This is a genomic window from Egicoccus sp. AB-alg6-2 (assembly GCF_041821025.1).
Classification (GTDB): Bacteria; Actinomycetota; Nitriliruptoria; order Nitriliruptorales; family Nitriliruptoraceae; genus Egicoccus.
On record NZ_JBGUAY010000001.1, the window covers coordinates 179,743 to 196,363 of the forward strand.

Consider the following 16,621-nt stretch of genomic DNA (forward strand, 5'->3'; position numbering starts at 1 on the left):
GTGCATCTCCGCCGCCTCGAACTGCGCGACATACGGTCCTACGCCGAGGTGGCGTTGGAGCTCGACGCCGGCGTCACCGTGCTCGTCGGGCCCAACGCCCAGGGCAAGACCAACCTGGTCGAGGCCGTCCACCGCGCCGCCACGGGCGCCTCGCACCGGGTCGCCGGTGACGGGCCCCTGGTGCGCGCCGGTGCCGACCTCGGCGTCGTGCGTCTCGAGGTCCACACCGACGAGGGACGTCGCCGCACGCTCGAGCTCGAACTCGGCGCCGGGAGGCGCACACGCACCAAGGTGGACGGCCACGACGTGCGCCGCGCGGCCGAGGCACTCGGCGTGCTGCGGGTCGTGCTGTTCGCCCCCGAGGACGTCGCCATCATCCGCGGCGACCCGGCCGAGCGGCGGCGTTTCCTCGACGAGCTGCTGGCGCAGCGGCGGCCGGCGTTCGCGGCGGCCCGCAGCGAGTACGACCGCGCCCTGCGGCAACGCAACCAGCTGTTGAAGCAGGCACGCAGCCTGCCACCATCCGCGCGTCAGGCCGCGACCGCGACGCTGGACGTGTGGACCGAGCAACTGGTGCAGCACGGCACGCAGATCGTCGCGGCGCGACTTGCGGCGGTACGCACGCTGGCGGGACCGGTGGACCACTTCTACCGGGACCTCGCCGACCGTCCGGAGCCCATCCGGCTCACGTACCGGTCGTCCGCCGGGGACCTCGACCGCGACCCCGGCAGTGATGACGTGGTCCCCGACCCCGGACCGATCGCGATCGCCATGCGCGCTGCGTTGGAACGCGTCGCCGGCGACGAGTTGGCGCGTGGTGTCAGCCTCGTCGGACCCCACCGCGACGACCTCGAGTTGCACATCGGTGATCTGCCCGCGCGCGGCTACTCGAGCCACGGCGAGGCGTGGTCGTTGGCGCTTGCCCTCAAGTTGGCGACGTTCGAGGTGCTCGCCGACGTCGGTGACCGGCCCATCGTCCTGCTCGACGACGTCTTCGCCGAACTCGACACCACGCGCCGCAAGCGCCTGGCAGCGGCATGCGAACGATTCGACCAGGTCCTGGTCACGGCTGCGGTCGAGGAGGACGTGCCCCTCGAGGGGGCCAAGATCGACGTCCGGCTCGAGGGCGGCCGCTCGACGGCGCGACGGCGCCCGGTGGGGACCCCGTGAGCTCCCGCGGGAACCGTCCGCGAAAGCCCGCCAGCGGACGACAGGACCCGATGGCGGTCGATCGCCGTGCCGGCTGGCAGGACCGTGACGCGACCGTGTACGCCCGCAAGCGCGCCCGACAGGCCCGGGAGCGCGCACAACAGGAACGGCGGGCGTTCGACCCGGCGCCGCCGACGGACGACGAGTGGACCGTCGCGGAGCCCGACACCGACGGGATCCGGCGAATCAGCGCCCCGACCCCGATCGGCGAGAGCCTGCAGGCCTTCGTGTCGCGCCGCGGCTGGGACGAGCGCCTGCGGGGCGCCAACGCCTGGACACGCTGGGACGAGATCGTGGGGCCGGAACTGCTCGGCCGCTGCGAACCGGTCCGGCTGGCGGGTGGCACCCTCGTGATCCGCGCCGAGAGCCAGGTGTGGGCCACGCAACTGCGCTACCTGACGCCCCAACTGCTCACGAATGCCCGCAGGATCCTCGGGGAGCAGGCGATCCGCGAACTGCGGTTGACGGTCGGCCCGCTGGAGGGCCGCACCACTCCCGAGTCCTGACCCCGCGAGACGCCGACCAAAGGTCCCGGCGACGCAGACCCTTGTGCCCTCGCGGCGTACCGCGCCGGTCCGGCACCCTGTCCGTCGCCCGCTCCTCGCTCGCCTGCCACCTCGAACGTGACGCCCTTGCTGACCGCCGTCGTCGAACGAACCCTGGCGCTGCTCGCCCTGGTTGCCATCGGCGTGTCGCTGTCCTGTCTCGTCGCGCTCGTCCGCGGCCGTGTACCCGAGCTGCTCCGCGAGTTGGCCCTGCCACTGGCGACCGCCGTCGCGGTGGTCGCAACCGGCGGTTCGCTGTACCTGTCTGAGGTGGCCGGCTACCTGCCCTGCGCCCTGTGCTGGTACCAGCGCATCGCGATGTACCCCCTCGTGGTCGTCCTCGGGGTCGCGACGCTCCGTCGCGACCAGGCGGCGTGGACCACGGTCGCGCCGCTGACGGTCATCGGCGCCGGTATCGCCGCCTGGCACGTCGCCGTCGAGCGCATGCCGGCGCTCGGTTCGGGCGTGTGCGACCCCAGCGCCCCGTGCGCGATCCGTTGGGTCGAGGAGTTCGGGTTCCTGACCATCCCCACGATGGCCCTCATCGGCTTCGTGACCATCACCCTGCTCGTCCTGATCGCCCGCTCCGGCGATCCGCGGGCCTGACCTCGTCCTGGGAGGTTTCCAGATGTCCGCCACGAAGAAGCCGACGCGCGCCCGGAGCAAGGCCGCACCCTCGCGGATGCCGCTCCTCCTCGGTGGTCTCGCCGTGCTCGCCCTCGCCGTCCTGATCGCGGTCATGACCGCATCGGGCACCGGCTCGGCGGTCTCGGTGGAGGAACTCGCCGGCAGCCCGCAGGTCGCCTCGGATCCGCTGCCCGACTTCGCGGGCGACCCGGCCAACGACCCGGCCCTGGGACAGCCGGCACCGGTCGTCGAGGGCGAAGGGGTCGCCGGCGACGAGGTGACCATCGGCGGCAGCGGTGCGCCGCAGTTGCTGGTCTTCCTCGCCTCGTGGTGCCCTGCCTGCCAGGCCGAGCTCCCGGAACTGGTCGAGTGGCTCGAGGGTGGCAACCTCCCCGACGAGGTGGAGCTCACGGCGGTGATCACCGGCCTCGATGCCACCCGGCCGAACTGGCCACCCACCGACTGGCTCGACGACGAGGGCTACACCGGCGCGACCATCCTCGACGACGCCGAGAGCACCATCGCGGACGTCTACGGCATGTCGGGCACACCGTTCTGGGTCGCGATCGACCGCGACGGCTCCGTCGTGGGCCGGGCGTCGGGTCGGCTGGAGATGCGCCAGGTGCAGGTGATGGCGGACTCGCTCGCCCAGCGCTGACGGGCGTTGCGTCCGGCGCGCCGGCCGGACAGGATGCGCCCATGCCCGAACTGCCCGACATCGAGGACTACCTCGCCGCGCTGCGGCCGCGGGTGGTCGGGGCGCGCCTCGAGCGGCTCCGCATCACCGGGTTCTCCCTGCTCAAGACCTTCGACCCACCCGTGTCCGCCGTCGAGGGGCGTCGGGTCATCGGCCTGCGGCGGCTCGGAAAGCGCATCGTGTTCGCCTTCGAGGACGACGCTGCGCCGTCGGACGCCGTCGCGGACGCCGATGCCGGGTTGTTCGCCGTCCTGCACCTGATGATCGCCGGACGGCTGCGGTGGCGGGAGCCGGGAGCCAAGGTGCCGGGCAAGGTCGGGATGGCGGCGTTCGACTTCACCGGCGGTGAACTCGGCGACGGCACGCTGGTGCTGACCGAGGCCGGAACCAAGAAGCGGGCGTCGCTGCACCTCGTGCGCGGCGAGTCGGCGTTGCAGGAGCACGACCGCGGGGGCGTGGACCCCATCACCGTCGACCTGGCAGGATTCGCCGAGCAGCTGCGGCTCGAGAACCGCACGCTCAAGCGCGCGCTGACCGATCCGCGCCGCTTCTCGGGCATCGGCAACGCCTTCAGCGACGAGATCCTGCACGCCGCCCACCTCTCGCCGGTCAAGCGCACCCACCAACTCACCGAGGAGGAGTTGGCACGGCTGCACGCGACGACCAGCGAGATCCTGCAGCGATGGGTCGCTCGCCTGCGCGAGGCGACCGGCGACGGCTTCCCCGACCACGTCACCGCGTTCCGGCCCGACTTCGCCGTCCACGGGCGGTACGGCGAGCCGTGCCCGGTGTGCGCGACCCCGGTCCAGCGGATCCGCTACGCCGACAACGAGACCAACTACTGTCCCCGCTGTCAGACCGAGGGCAAGCTGCTGGCTGACCGCGGCCTGTCCCGCATCCTCAAGGACGACTGGCCGAAGACCGTCGACCAACTCGAAGGCGCATGACCCGGCAGCTGACCGATCGCAGCCTGACGCCCCGCCGACGTGCCCACGGGGTGGGGTACGAACCCGGGGGGTCGGCGCTCCACAGCGCGTCTCAACGCCGCTGGGAGCAAACCCGACTCTGGTAGGCTGCCGATTCCTGCCGCGACCCGTCGGTGTGCGGCACTCTTCTCGTTACGAGAGGCTCCTGCCTTGGCTTCTGCCCCTGCGTCCGGCGTGCCCGCCGCCACCTCCAGCGCCGGCAACGGCGACTACAGCGCCAAGAACATCACCGTCCTCGAGGGCCTCGAGGCGGTCCGCAAGCGTCCCGGCATGTACATCGGCTCCACCGGCCCCCGCGGCCTCCACCACCTGGTGTGGGAGGTCGTGGACAACTCCGTGGACGAGGCGCTCGCCGGGCGGTGCAGCGCCATCGAGGTCAGCCTGCTGGCCGACGGCGGGGTGCGTATCGGCGACGACGGCTCGGGCATCCCGGTGGACATGCACGAGAAGGAGGGCCGCTCCGCCCTCGAGGTCGTGCTCACCGTCCTCCACGCCGGCGGCAAGTTCGACTCGCAGGCCTATGCGGTCTCCGGCGGCCTCCACGGCGTCGGCATCTCGGTCGTCAACGCCCTGTCGAAGCTGCTGGTCGCCGAGGTCCGACGGGACGGCGGCCTGTACCGCCAGTCCTACGTGCGGGGCGTGCCGCAGGGCCCGGTCGAGCGGGTCGGAGACGCCGACGCGGCCGAGCACACGGTCGCCGGGTCGACGACCGGGACGACCATCACGTTCTGGCCCGACCCCGAGGTCTTCGAGGAGATCGAGTTCTCGCTGGACACGATCTCGCGACGTCTGCGCGACACCGCGTTCCTGACCGCCGGGCTGCGGATCACCCTGACCGACGAACGCCCCGTCGACCCGGCCGAACTGCCCGAGAACGTCGCCGCGGACGAACCCCGCGTCAGCGTCTTCCACGCCCCCGGCGGCCTGCGCGACTTCGTCGACCACATCCGCACGACCAAGGCCAAGGACGGGCTGCACCCGGTCATCCACTTCGAGTCCGAGGAGCAGGGACCCAACGGGCCGCAGTCGGTGGAACTCGCCTGCCAGTGGATCAACGACTACAACGACTCGATCCTGTCGTTCGCCAACACGATCAACACCCACGAGGGCGGCACGCACGAGGAGGGATTCCGGACGGCGATCACCTCGGTGATCAACCGGTGGGCCAAGGACAAGAACCTGCTGCGTTCCAAGGAGGTCGAGTCGCTCACCGGCGACGACCTGCGCAGCGGCCTCGTCGCCATTGTGTCGGTCAAGGTCGGCGACCCGCAGTTCGAGGGGCAGACCAAGACCAAGCTCGGCAACACCGAGGTGAAGTCGTTCGTGCAGACGACCACCTACGCCCGGATCGCCGAATGGCTCGAGGAGCACCCCAGCGAGGGCAAGCTGATCGTGCAGAAGGCCGAGGGCGAGGCGCAGGCACGCATCGCCGCCCGCAAGGCCCGCGACCTCACCCGCCGCAAGTCCCTGCTCGAGTCGACCTCGCTGCCGGGCAAGCTCGCCGACTGCCAGTCACGCGACCCCGCCGAGTCCGAGCTCTACATCGTCGAGGGTGACTCGGCCGGCGGCTCGGCCAAGATGGCCCGCGACCGCCGGACCCAGGCGATCCTGCCGATCCGCGGCAAGATCATCAACGTCGAGAAGGCGCGCCTGCCCAAGATCCTCAACAACACCGAGGTGCAGGCGCTGATCACGGCGATGGGCACCGGCTTCGCCGACGACTTCGACGTCGCCAAGGCGCGCTACCACAAGCTGGTGCTGATGGCCGACGCGGACGTGGACGGCGCCCACATCCGCACGCTGCTGCTGACCTTCCTGTTCCGGCACATGAAGCCGCTGATCGAGGCCGGCTACGTCTACCTGGCCCAGCCGCCCCTGTTCCAGATCACGCATCCGACGCGCAAGAAGGAGGTGTTCTACGCCTTCTCCGACGCCGAACGTGATGCGATCTTCGCGCAGATGCCCAAGGACAAGAAGATCGACGTCCAGCGGTTCAAGGGGCTCGGTGAGATGGACGCCAACCAGCTGTGGGAGACCACGATGGACCCCGAGAAGCGAACGCTGAAACTGGTGACCATGGACGACGCCGCCGTCGCCGACGAGATGTTCACGATCCTGATGGGCGACGACGTCGAGTCCCGGCGTGACTTCATCCAGAGCAACGCCAAGTACGCGACCCTGGACGTCTGAATGGGGCGTGCGCTGTCCTGGTTGGGTGCCGGCGTGTTCGCGCTGGCGCTGCTGGTCGTGGCGACGGCACCGGAACTGGTGGGTGGGGACCCGGCCGGGGTCTCCGGGCTGCTGCTGGTGGTGCTGCTGGCGGGCGTCCCCGGGCTGGCCGTCATCGCGGTGGCGGCGCTGCGACGTCGCGGCAGCGCGCCCGACGACGCGGGCGTCGGCGCCGACGGAGGGAACCGCTGATGGACCGCACCGTGCGCGCCGCGCTGCTGGCGGCCTTCATCGGCTTCGCGACGGTGGCCGGCCTCGGCATGTTCCTCGGCTTCGACGCGAGCGGATCGCTGCTCGCCGGCGCCGCCGTGGCCGCGATCGCCGGACTGCTGATCCTGGCTGCCGCCCGCCGCTCCGAAACCTTCCACGACACCGCCACGCCGCCCTCACCCGGGTTCCCCGGTCCTCCCGACCGGCCCGACGGGACCCCGGCGGACCCCGACGATCCCGCGTTCGGCGACGACGAGCGGTGACCGCGACAACGGCCGCCACCGCCCGCACCGCCCCGACGACGTCCACGACCCCGACGGAGGACCACCGTGTCCGACGGACCCACGCTCCCGCCCGGTGACCACCCCGGCGACCACCCCCGCCCCGAGGACGAGGCGGCCGAGGTCACGCCCATCGGCACCCCGGGCCCGACCCCCGGGGACCCCGTCGCCCGGGCCGCGGACGGCACCCCGCTCGACGAGTCCGGCAGCATCCTGGCCGCGCGGGTCGAGCCGGTGGTCATCGAGGACGAGATGCGCTCGTCCTACCTCGACTACGCCATGTCGGTCATCGTCGGACGTGCCCTGCCCGACGCCCGTGACGGGCTCAAGCCGGTGCACCGGCGCATCCTGCACTCCATGGACGAGACCGGGCTGCGCCCGGACCGGCCCTACCGCAAGTGCGCGTCCGCCGTCGGCGACGTGATGAAGAAGTACCACCCCCACGGCGACTCGGCGATCTACGACGCGCTGGTCCGCATGGGGCAGGACTTCTCCATCCGCTACGAGCTCATCGACGGGCACGGCAACTTCGGTTCGGTCGACGGCGATCCCGCGGCGGCCATGCGCTACACCGAGTCGCGGCTGTCACGGCTCGCGATGGAGCTGCTGCGCGACATCGACGAGGACACCGTCGACTTCGTGCCCAACTACGACGGCTACGAACAGGAACCGGTCGTCCTGCCGGCCCGCTTCCCCAACCTGCTCGTCAACGGGTCCACCGGCATCGCCGTCGGCATGGCGACCAACATCCCACCCCACAACCTCGGCGAGGTGATCGACGCCACCATCGCGCTGATCGACGACCCGACGCTGACGGCCGTCGACCTGATGCAGTACGTGCCGGCCCCCGACTTCCCGACCGGCGGGCTGATCCTCGGCAACCAGGGCGCCTACGACGCCTACACCACCGGCAAGGGCTCGATCCGGGTCCGGGCCGTGTGCACCATCGAGGAACCCGAGCGCGGACGTGACCGTGAGCGCATCGTGGTCACCGAGATCCCCTACATGGTGAACAAGGCCAAGCTGCTCGAGAAGATCGCCCAGCTGGTCAACGCCAAGGTCCTGACCGGCATCGCCGACCTGCGCGACGAGTCCTCGCGCGAGGGCATGCGCATGGTCATCGACCTCAAGCGGGACGCCAACGCGCAGGTCGTGCTCAACCAGCTCTACAAGCACACCCAGCTGCAGGACACCTTCGGGGCCAACATCCTCGCCCTCGTCGACGGGATCCCGCGCACGATCACGCTCGACCAGGCGCTGAGCCACTACATCAGCCACCAGGTCGACGTGATCACGCGCCGGACCCGCTACCGGCTGCGCAAGGCCGAGGACCGGGCCCACGTCCTCGAGGGGCTGCTCGTCGCGCTCGACCACATCGACGAGATCATCGCGCTGATCCGTGGCAGTGCGTCCGCCGACGCGGCCAAGGCCGAGTTGCAGACCCGCTTCGAGTTGTCCGAGATCCAGGCCCAGGCGATCCTCGACATGCAGTTGCGCCGCCTGGCCGCGCTCGAACGCCAGCGCATCCAGGACGAGTACGACGACCTGCAGCGGCTGATCGCCGAACTCCGCGAGATCCTCGCGGACCCCTCCCGCGTCCGCGCCATCATCAAGGACGAGCTGTCCGAGGTCCGCGACCGCTTCGCCGACGAGCGCCGCTCCCGCATCGTCCCCGACGAGGGGGCGATGACCGTCGAGGACCTGATCCCCGTCGGCGAGGTGGCGATCACCCTGTCGCGGGCCGGCTACGTCAAGCGCACCCCGCTCGACGCGTTCCGGACCCAGAAGCGTGGCGGTCGGGGCGTGCGTGGGGCGGAGATGAAGGAGGACGACATCGTCGCCTCGCTTCTGACCTGCTCGACGCACGACCACCTGCTGTTCTTCACCAACCGCGGGCGCGTCTACCGCATCAAGGCCTACCAGGTGCCCGAGAAGTCGCGGGCGTCCAAAGGCGTGTACGTCGCCAACGTCCCGGGCCTCGCGCTCGAGCAGGGCGAGACCGTCGCGGCCGTACTCGCGCTCAAGGACTTCACCGGCGAACGGCACCTGGTGTTCGCCACGAAGCAGGGCACCGTCAAGCGCACGCGCCTCGACGCCTTCGACTCGCCCCGCTCGGTACTGATCGCCATCAACCTCGGCGACGACGACGAACTGATCGGCGTCGCCATCACCGACGGCAACCAGGACGTGGTGCTCGTGTCCCGCAAGGGCTACGCCATCCGCTTCGCCGAGGACGACGCCCGGACCATGGGCCGCAGCGCGGCCGGCGTCCGCGGCATGCGGCTCAAGGGCCCCGACGACGAGGTGCTGGCGATGGGGGTCGTCGGAAATCAGGACGACGACGACGACACCTACCTGTTGGTCGTCACCGACCGCGGCTACGGCAAGCGCACGCCGATGGTGAACTATCCGACCCAGCGTCGAGGAGGCCAGGGCGTGCGTACGGCGCGGCTCACCGAGGCGCGTGGCGGACTCGCCGGCGCCCTGGTGGTGCCCTACGAGGCCGAGATGCTGCTGGTCAGCGACACCGGCGTGATCATCCGGATGACGCTGGCGGACGTGCGGCCGATGAGTCGCGCGACGCAGGGCGTCAGCCTGATGAAGCCCGGTGACGGCGCCAGTGTGGTCGCGGTGGCCCTCGTGGTCGACGACGAGGACGACGCCACGGCGGCGACCGCGGACGGTACGGAGGGTTCCGACGCCGAGACCCCGTCGGAGTAGGCTCCGACGACCTCCTGCGCCCGCGCACGAGGGAACGACCTGTTGCAGGGGACGAGATCGTGGCGCGACGCCGAATGACCGTCAAACGCATCGACCCGTGGTCGGTGCTCAAGTTCGCCGTGGTCGTCAACCTGGCGCTGTTGGCGGTCGGCATGCTCGTCGCCGTGGTCGTCTGGATGATCATCGACCGGCTGCAACTGGTCGACCAGGCCTGCTCCATCGCGCTGGACGTCGGCTTCACCGCCTGCGGCGTGAATGCCGGCAACCTGTTCCGCGCCTTCATCCTGCTCGGCCTGCTCGGGGTGGTGGTCCAGACCGCGGTCATGGTCTTCCTCACCTTCCTGTACAACCTCATCGCGGACCTGACGGGTGGGCTCACGTTCGGAGTCGTCGAGGAGGGCACCCGTCCAGCACGCAAGACCGCACCGGGCACCACCTCGGCGGTGCGTCACGACCCGGCCCAGCGCCCGGGACTCGGTTGGGCACCGGGCGCCGACACCACGGCCCGCCCGCCGGCGGCCCGGCTCGACGCCGACGCCGAGCCCACGTCCTGGACCGACGGCTTCGTGGACGAGGGCGCCCAGCACGGTGATCGCCGTGCCGCAGCAGACCGTGACGACGACCTGTTCGGACCCCGCTGAGATCGGACCACCCGGGTTCGCCACCCCGCGGGCGGATCGGTACGCTTCGCGGCGCCGCGGGGCGCCTGTCGCCCCGCATTCGCACGGGCCAATAGCTCAGCTTGGTTAGAGCGCACCCCTGATAAGGGTGAGGTCGGAGGTTCAAGTCCTCCTTGGCCCACCGACGACACGAACTGCACCGCGAGGCGAGCGGGTCCCCCGGGACCCGCTCGTTCGTCTTGGCACCACGATGTCCGCCGTGCGGCATTGACAGCAGCCTCCGATCGGCGGACCGTGGAGCGAGGGCCCCGGGGCGGGCCACCGGCGCGGAGGATCGACATGCGCACCCGGTTGGCGTTGCTGCTGTCTCTGAGCCTGGCGGCGACACTCCTCGCCGCCCCGTTGCCGCTGGCTGCGGCCGGACCCGGGACGCCGCAGACGTCCACCACCAGGCTCGCCGGCGCGAACGAGGTGCCGGCGGTCGAGAGCCATGCCGCAGGTACCGCGATCGTGCGATTCAACGCCGATCGCACGACGATGACCTACCGGCTGGTGGTGACCAACCTCCACGACGTCACCATGGCGCACATCCACCTGGCACCGGCCGGACAGAACGGCCCCGTCGTGGTGTGGCTGTATCCGTCCGGCCCGCCGCCACAGTTGTTGCCGGGCAGGACCAACGGCGTGCTCGCCAGCGGGACCATCACCGCGGCGGACCTGGTGGGTCCACTGGCGGGCCACACGCTCGACTCGCTGGCAGCGGCGATCGCCGCGGGCGATGCCTATGTCAACGTGCACACCGCCGCTTTCCCCGCGGGGGAGATCCGCGGGCAACTCTGACCGTCGGTTGTGTCACGGCGCGCTCACCCCGCCTGACGGGCTCCGGCGGGGAGTAGGTTTGCCCGACTGGTCGCGGGAGTCGGTCGGATTCCTGTCGTGCCAGTGCTCGTGGCGCTCGGGCGCGTATCCGGGCGGACCGTTTTCGAAACGAACAGGACAGGTATGAACACCTCTCGAGCACGGAGTCTGGTCGGGGCCGCCCCCGACCGGATGCGCATCGCGCTCATCGGCCTGCTCACGGCCGCGATGCTGTTGGCGCTGCTGCCCTCGGCATCCTTGGCGCAGAGCGCTGGATTCAGCGACGTCCCCAACGACAACGTTCACCGACCGGCCATCGAAGAGCTCGCCGCCATGGGCGTGTTGCGGGGCTACGACGACGGCACCTTCCGCCCGGGTCAGAGCATCAACCGTGGTCAGTTGGCCGCGATGATGGCCCGCACCCTTGAGCTCGACCCGGTGGTTCCCGCCGGCTTCAGCGACACGGCCGGCATCGCCCACGAGGGCGCCATCGGCGCGCTGGCGCGGGCGGGCATCGTGCTCGGCTACGGCGACGGCACGTTCCGTCCCGCGGAGGCGATCCGACGCGACCACACGGCGACCATCATCGCGCGTTGGCTCGGGCTCAGCCCCGCCGAGGTCGGTCCCTTCACCGACGTCGCGGGCTACCACGCCGGCAACGTCCACGTGCTCGAGCGCGTCGACGTCGTCGAAGGCCGGACCACGACCACCTACGAACCGCTCCGTTCGGTGACCCGGGCGCAGACGGCGTCGCTGGTGCACCGCGCCCTCGACATCGCCGACCTCGAGCAGGTCCGCTTCCTGGCGACCAACGACTTCCACGGCCGTATCGGCAACGCGGCCGTCCTGTCGACCCATCTCAACCGGATCCGGGACGCGCACCCCAACACGCTCCACGTCGACGCGGGTGACCTCGTCGGCGCGACCCCGGTGCTGTCGAACCTGTTCTACGACGAGCCCACGGTCGAGGTCATGAACGCGATGGGCCTCGACGTCCAGACGGTCGGCAACCACGAGTTCGACCGCGGCCGTGACGAGATCGAGCGTCGCGCCGCCGGTGGCTGCTTCGAGGACGACTGTTCCTACCGCGGTGGCGAGCCGTTCGAGGGCCAGGAGTTCACGACCCTGTCGACCAACGTGATCGACGAGGCCAGCGGTGACACGCTCGCCGAGCCGTACGCGATCTACGACATGGGCGGCTTCGACGTCGGCTTCCTCGGCGTCGTCGTCGAGGACACCCCGACCGTCGTGCACCCCGACGGTGTCGTCGGTCTCGACTTCCTGCCGGAAGCCGAAGCCGTCAACGACTGGGTGCCCGTACTCGAGGACGAGGGCGTCGACCTCATCGTCGTGCTGATGCACGAGGGCGGCCGCCAGTCCGGCGGAGCCAACGCCTGCACGGACTTCGCAGGTGCGGCGGCCCCGATCATCGACGCCTTCGACGAGGCGGTCGACGTCGTGGTCACCGGCCACACCCACGAGTCGTACGTCTGCGACTTCGAGGAGGGACCCCTGGTCACCTCGGCGTACCAGTACGGGACGATGTTCACCGAGATCACCCTGCTGCTGGACGCGGACGGCGAGGTCGTCTACCGGATGGCCGACAACCGCGCCGTCAGCAGCGACGTCACCCCCGACCCCGAGGTCGCTGCCATCGTGGCGCACTACCAGGAGCTGGCCGGACCCTTCCTCGAGGAGGTGGTCGGTACCAGCGAGGTGGCGATTCCCCGCACGACCCGTTCGGCCGAGTCCGCCCAGGGCAACCTGGCGACCGACGCGCTGCGCGACCAGCTCGACGACATCGACTTCGCGTTCCAGAACTCGGGCGGCCTGCGCGCTGACCTGACCCAGGACGATCAGCGCGACGGCGACCTGTACGAGATCACGCGGGCAGACGTCCTCGAGGTGTGGCCGTTCGGAAACACGGTCGCCGTGGCCCAGATCGACGGTCCGACACTCGAGGCGATCCTCGCCAACGGTGTCCGCGAGATCGGCGGCGGGCGCTTCATCCAGGTCTCGGGCCTGCGCATCGAGTACTCCATCGACGCGTCGGTCGACCCCGACGACAACAACGGGTTCCCCCGTGGTGTCGTCGAGTCGGTCGAGTACTGGGGTCACGTGGACCACGAGGACGGCACCCCGGTCGACCTCAGTGCCTCGGCGACCTACCGCATCGCCATGAACGACTTCATGTCGCTCGGCGGGGACGGCTACCCCAACATCGCGGACGACGTGGTCCTGTTGGGTGATCCGCTGGAGAACTACATCATCGGCTACCTCGAGGCGAACTCCCCCGTGAACCCGCAGGTGGAGGGCCGCATCACGGCGGTCGACTGACCCACACCGGCACGACGCAGGGGCCCGCCGATGTCGGCGGGCCCCTACGCGTCGCCTTGACCGGACGTCGGCAACGACCGGGGTGCGCCCACCGCACCGATGGCTAGGCTCGACGCAGACGAGTCCGCATCCGCGCCCGCGAAGGAGCCCACGATGGCCAAGACGTCGAAGAAGCTCAGCAAGAAGGTCGCGAAGCTCGAGAAGAAGGCCGAAGGCCTGCGCAAGCAGGCCGAGAAGAAGGGCAAGCAGCTCACCGCCCAGGCCCACGACACCTTCGACGCCGTCAGCAAGGAGGCCAAGGCCCGGGTCGGCAAGGAGCCCGAGCCGACCGGCGGAGGCAAGGGCAAGTTCGCCCTGCTGCTGGCCGTGCTGGCCGGTGTCGGCGTCGCGCTCAAGCGCAAGCGTGACCAAGAGCTCGACGAGGCCCTGTGGGAGGAACCCCGCTCGGTCTGAACCGACGCCACCCGCTCGAAGCCCGGCAACCGCACCGACGGTCGCCGGGCTTTCGCGTAAGCGGGCCCGGCGCCGCCGTCGAACGTGCGTACGACTTCCACAGGTGTGACCACAGGTGTGGAAGTTCACGGCTGTCGCTCGTCCACATGCCCACAAGGTTGTCCACAGGCTCCCCCTGCCCGAACGACCGTGGTCGCTGCGGCGCCTGCCCTTCCTAGGGTCGTCGTACGACCGTGGAATCGAGGGGACCCGTGCGTATCCGCCTGCTGAGCCTGACCGCCGCCATCGCCCTGGTGCTCGCCGCATGCGGGGACGGCGGCGGTGGCGTCGATCTCGACGATCCGGGGGCCGAGCCCGACACGACCGATCCCGGCGGCGACGGGGACGCCGAGGGCGATGCCGACGGCGAGTCAGCCGCCGAGGGCGGGACCCTCATCGCCGCGATCGGTGGCGAGCCAGATCAGCTCAACCCGTTGACGACCACGTCGGGCTTCGCGTTCACGATCTTCGAGAACGTCTACGACACGTTGGTGCAGCCCGGCGACGACCTCACCATGGAGCCCGCGCTGGCCGAGTCGTGGGAGACCTCCGACGACCTGTTGACCTGGGTCTTCACCCTCCGCGAGGGGGTGACGTTCCACGACGGCTCGACCCTCGACGCGCAGGACGTGGTGGCCACCTACGAATACATCGCCGAGGAGGGGGCCAACAACTGGCGCCTGACGGGGATGAGCTTCGAGGCCACCGACGACGCCACGGTCACGGTCAACCTCGAACAGCCGGCGCCCAACATCCTCGAGCAGCTCGGTGGCTTCAAGGGCATGGCGATCGTGCCCGCCGAACAGATCGAAGCGGGGACGCTCGGTGACGAGGTCATCGGGACGGGACCGTTCCAGCTGACGTCGTCGGGCGCTGACGTCATCGAACTGCAGGCGTTCGACGACTACTGGGGTGAGGGCCCCCATCTCGACGGCATCGAGTTCCGCATCATCCCCGACGAGGGCGTGAAGCTGACCAACCTCGAGACCGGAGAGGTCGACTGGATCGACTCGGTGCCTCCCGAGCAGGTCGTCGATCTCGAGAACGGCGACGACGTCGTCATCGGTCGCGTCGCGGGCCTCGACTACTGGTACATGGCGCTCAACCACGACCGCGAGCCGTTCGACCAGGTCGAGGTCCGTCGCGCCATCGCGTTCGCCCTCAATCCGGAGGACATCGCGGAAGCGACCCACTTCGAGGCGGCGACCCCGACCGAGACGGCCATCCCGGAGGGCAGCTTCTGGCACCACGACTACACGCCCTTCGGGCACGACCCCGAGGAAGCGCAACGTCTGCTCGACGAGGCCGGTGTCGAGGGGTTGTCCATCGACCTCATGGTCTCCAACGAGCACCCCGAGTCCGTCACCGCGGCACAGGTCATCGAGAGCCAGCTCGGCGAGGTCGGCATCGACGTGCAGATCCGCACCGAGGACTTCACGACGTGGCTCGCCGACCAGGGCGCCGGCGACTTCGACGCCTTCATGCTCGGGTGGCTGCGCAACCTCGACCCCGACGACTTCTACTACGCCCAACACCACTCCGAGGGCGGCAGCAACTTCCAGGGCTTCAGCGACCCCGAGGTCGACCGCCTGCTCGACGAGGGCCGGGCCGAACTCGACGACGACGCGCGCAAGGAGATCTACGACCAGGCCGCCGAACTGATCGTCGACCAGGCGTCGTACATCTACTTCTACAACCCCGACGTGATCCAGGCCTGGTCGCACGACGTCAGCGACTACGACGTGCGTCCCGATGCCGTCCGCTTCGTCACCACCCGCCTCAACCGCTGACGACCACCGCGGCGGGGGCGCGGGCCCTCGCCGCGGCACGACCAGGAGCACCAGGTGGGGCGGTACGTGCTGCGGCGCACGGGCCAGGCGCTGGTCGCGCTGGTCGGCGTCTCGATCGTGGTCTTCGCGCTGATGCACCTGGTGCCGGGCGACCCGGTGCTCGCCGCGCTCGGGACCCGCTACGACCCGGCGCTGTACGAGGCGCTGGTGCAACGCGCCGGCCTGGACCAGCCCGTGCTGGTGCAGTACTTCGACTGGGCGGGCCGCGCGCTGCGTGGTGACCTCGGGGTGAGCTTCCGCACCGGGGAGCCGGTCACGACCCGACTCGGTGCCCGCCTTCCCGCCACGGCCACGCTGACGCTGGGCGCCCTGCTCGTCGGGCTCGTCATCGCGCTGCCCGCGGGCATCATCTCGGCGGTGCGGCAGGGGAAGACCGCCGACTACGTCGCCAACACGTTCGCGCAGATCGGCGTGTCGGTCCCCGACTTCTGGTACGGGATCCTGCTGATCCTGGTGTTCGCGCAGACGCTGGGGTGGCTGCCCGTCGGCGGCTACCGCCCGATCCTCGAGGATCCGGCGGCCGGCCTGCAGCGCCTGGTCCTGCCGTCGTTGACCGCCGGGGTCGTCACGGGCGCGATCCTGACCCGGTTCGTGCGCTCCAGCATGCTCGAGGCGCTCAACGCCGAGCACGTCAGGCTGGCGCGCGCCAAGGGCCTGCCGTGGCGGTACGTGTTGCGCCACCACGTCCTGCGCAACGCCTGGATCCCGATCATCACGGTGACCGGCCTGCAGATGGGCACCCTGCTCGGGGGCATCGTCGTGGTCGAGATCGTGTTCTCCTGGCCCGGGCTCGGACGCGAGGCGCTGGATGCGGTGTTCAGCCGCGACTATCCGGTCCTGCAGGGGGCGGTGCTGCTGATCGCGGCCATCTTCCTGCTCATCAACCTGCTGGTCGACCTGGCCTATGCCCGGCTCGACCCGCGCATCCGCGTGTGAGGAGGCGAGCGTGAGCCAGGTCG

The 16,621-nt window shown here is 70.4% G+C and carries 15 protein-coding genes and 1 tRNA gene; all 16 read left to right on the forward strand.

The annotated features are described in order from the left end of the window. The 16 genes from recF to ACERMF_RS00980 all read left to right on the forward strand — a co-directional run bounded on the left by recF (position 1) and on the right by ACERMF_RS00980 (position 16,598). Entirely contained in the window at positions 1–1,170 is a 1,170-nt protein-coding gene (gene recF / locus ACERMF_RS00905) for a DNA replication/repair protein RecF (RefSeq protein WP_373667130.1), read from the forward strand. Between the two features lie 50 nt (positions 1,171–1,220). Beyond that, a complete protein-coding gene (locus ACERMF_RS00910; protein WP_373667131.1) occupies positions 1,221–1,715 on the forward strand; it encodes a DUF721 domain-containing protein in 495 nt (164 codons plus the stop codon). A gap of 126 nt (positions 1,716–1,841) precedes the next feature. Next, entirely contained in the window at positions 1,842–2,360 is a 519-nt protein-coding gene (locus ACERMF_RS00915) for a disulfide bond formation protein B (protein ID WP_373667132.1), read from the forward strand. A 22-nt stretch (positions 2,361–2,382) separates the two neighbouring features. Next, positions 2,383–3,039: a TlpA family protein disulfide reductase gene (locus tag ACERMF_RS00920; RefSeq protein ID WP_373667133.1), complete on the forward strand. Its 657-nt coding sequence runs from the start codon at positions 2,383–2,385 to the stop codon at positions 3,037–3,039. 41 nt (positions 3,040–3,080) lie between these two features. Next, positions 3,081–4,025, forward strand: a complete 945-nt coding sequence (locus tag ACERMF_RS00925) for an Fpg/Nei family DNA glycosylase (RefSeq protein ID WP_373667134.1) — start codon at positions 3,081–3,083, stop codon at positions 4,023–4,025. Positions 4,026–4,214: 189 nt separating this feature from the next. Beyond that, positions 4,215–6,254, forward strand: a complete 2,040-nt coding sequence (gyrB, locus tag ACERMF_RS00930; RefSeq protein WP_373667135.1) for a DNA topoisomerase (ATP-hydrolyzing) subunit B — start codon at positions 4,215–4,217, stop codon at positions 6,252–6,254. Next, positions 6,255–6,485 carry a hypothetical protein gene (locus ACERMF_RS00935; protein WP_373667136.1) on the forward strand — a complete coding sequence of 77 codons (231 nt, stop codon included), beginning with the start codon at positions 6,255–6,257 and terminating at the stop codon, positions 6,483–6,485. Continuing rightward, a complete protein-coding gene (locus ACERMF_RS00940) occupies positions 6,485–6,766 on the forward strand; it encodes a hypothetical protein (RefSeq protein ID WP_373667137.1) in 282 nt (93 codons plus the stop codon). Before ACERMF_RS00935 ends, ACERMF_RS00940 begins: the two co-directional genes overlap by 1 nt. Positions 6,767–6,997: 231 nt before the next feature. Then, the gene (gene gyrA, locus ACERMF_RS00945) at positions 6,998–9,505 is read left to right on the forward strand and encodes a DNA gyrase subunit A (protein WP_373667444.1); all 2,508 of its coding nucleotides are present in this window, start codon (positions 6,998–7,000) and stop codon (positions 9,503–9,505) included. Positions 9,506–9,564: 59 nt separating this feature from the next. Then, a complete protein-coding gene (locus tag ACERMF_RS00950; RefSeq protein WP_373667138.1) occupies positions 9,565–10,146 on the forward strand; it encodes a DUF3566 domain-containing protein in 582 nt (193 codons plus the stop codon). Between the two features lie 85 nt (positions 10,147–10,231). Further along, positions 10,232–10,306, forward strand: a tRNA-Ile gene (locus ACERMF_RS00955). A 158-nt stretch (positions 10,307–10,464) separates the two neighbouring features. Further along, complete coding sequence (locus tag ACERMF_RS00960; RefSeq protein ID WP_373667139.1) at positions 10,465–10,965, forward strand: CHRD domain-containing protein; 501 nt, start codon at positions 10,465–10,467, stop codon at positions 10,963–10,965. A gap of 162 nt (positions 10,966–11,127) precedes the next feature. Next, positions 11,128–13,320 carry a 5'-nucleotidase C-terminal domain-containing protein gene (locus tag ACERMF_RS00965; RefSeq protein ID WP_373667141.1) on the forward strand — a complete coding sequence of 731 codons (2,193 nt, stop codon included), beginning with the start codon at positions 11,128–11,130 and terminating at the stop codon, positions 13,318–13,320. A 153-nt stretch (positions 13,321–13,473) separates the two neighbouring features. After that, on the forward strand, positions 13,474–13,773 hold the full coding sequence (locus ACERMF_RS00970) for a hypothetical protein (RefSeq protein ID WP_373667142.1): 300 nt from the start codon (positions 13,474–13,476) through the stop codon (positions 13,771–13,773). A 251-nt stretch (positions 13,774–14,024) separates the two neighbouring features. Beyond that, positions 14,025–15,602, forward strand: coding sequence for an ABC transporter substrate-binding protein (locus ACERMF_RS00975; RefSeq protein WP_373667143.1), 1,578 nt, complete (start codon positions 14,025–14,027; stop codon positions 15,600–15,602). Between the two features lie 54 nt (positions 15,603–15,656). Further along, positions 15,657–16,598, forward strand: a complete 942-nt coding sequence (locus tag ACERMF_RS00980) for an ABC transporter permease (RefSeq protein WP_373667144.1) — start codon at positions 15,657–15,659, stop codon at positions 16,596–16,598. Positions 16,599–16,621: the final 23 nt, after the last annotated feature.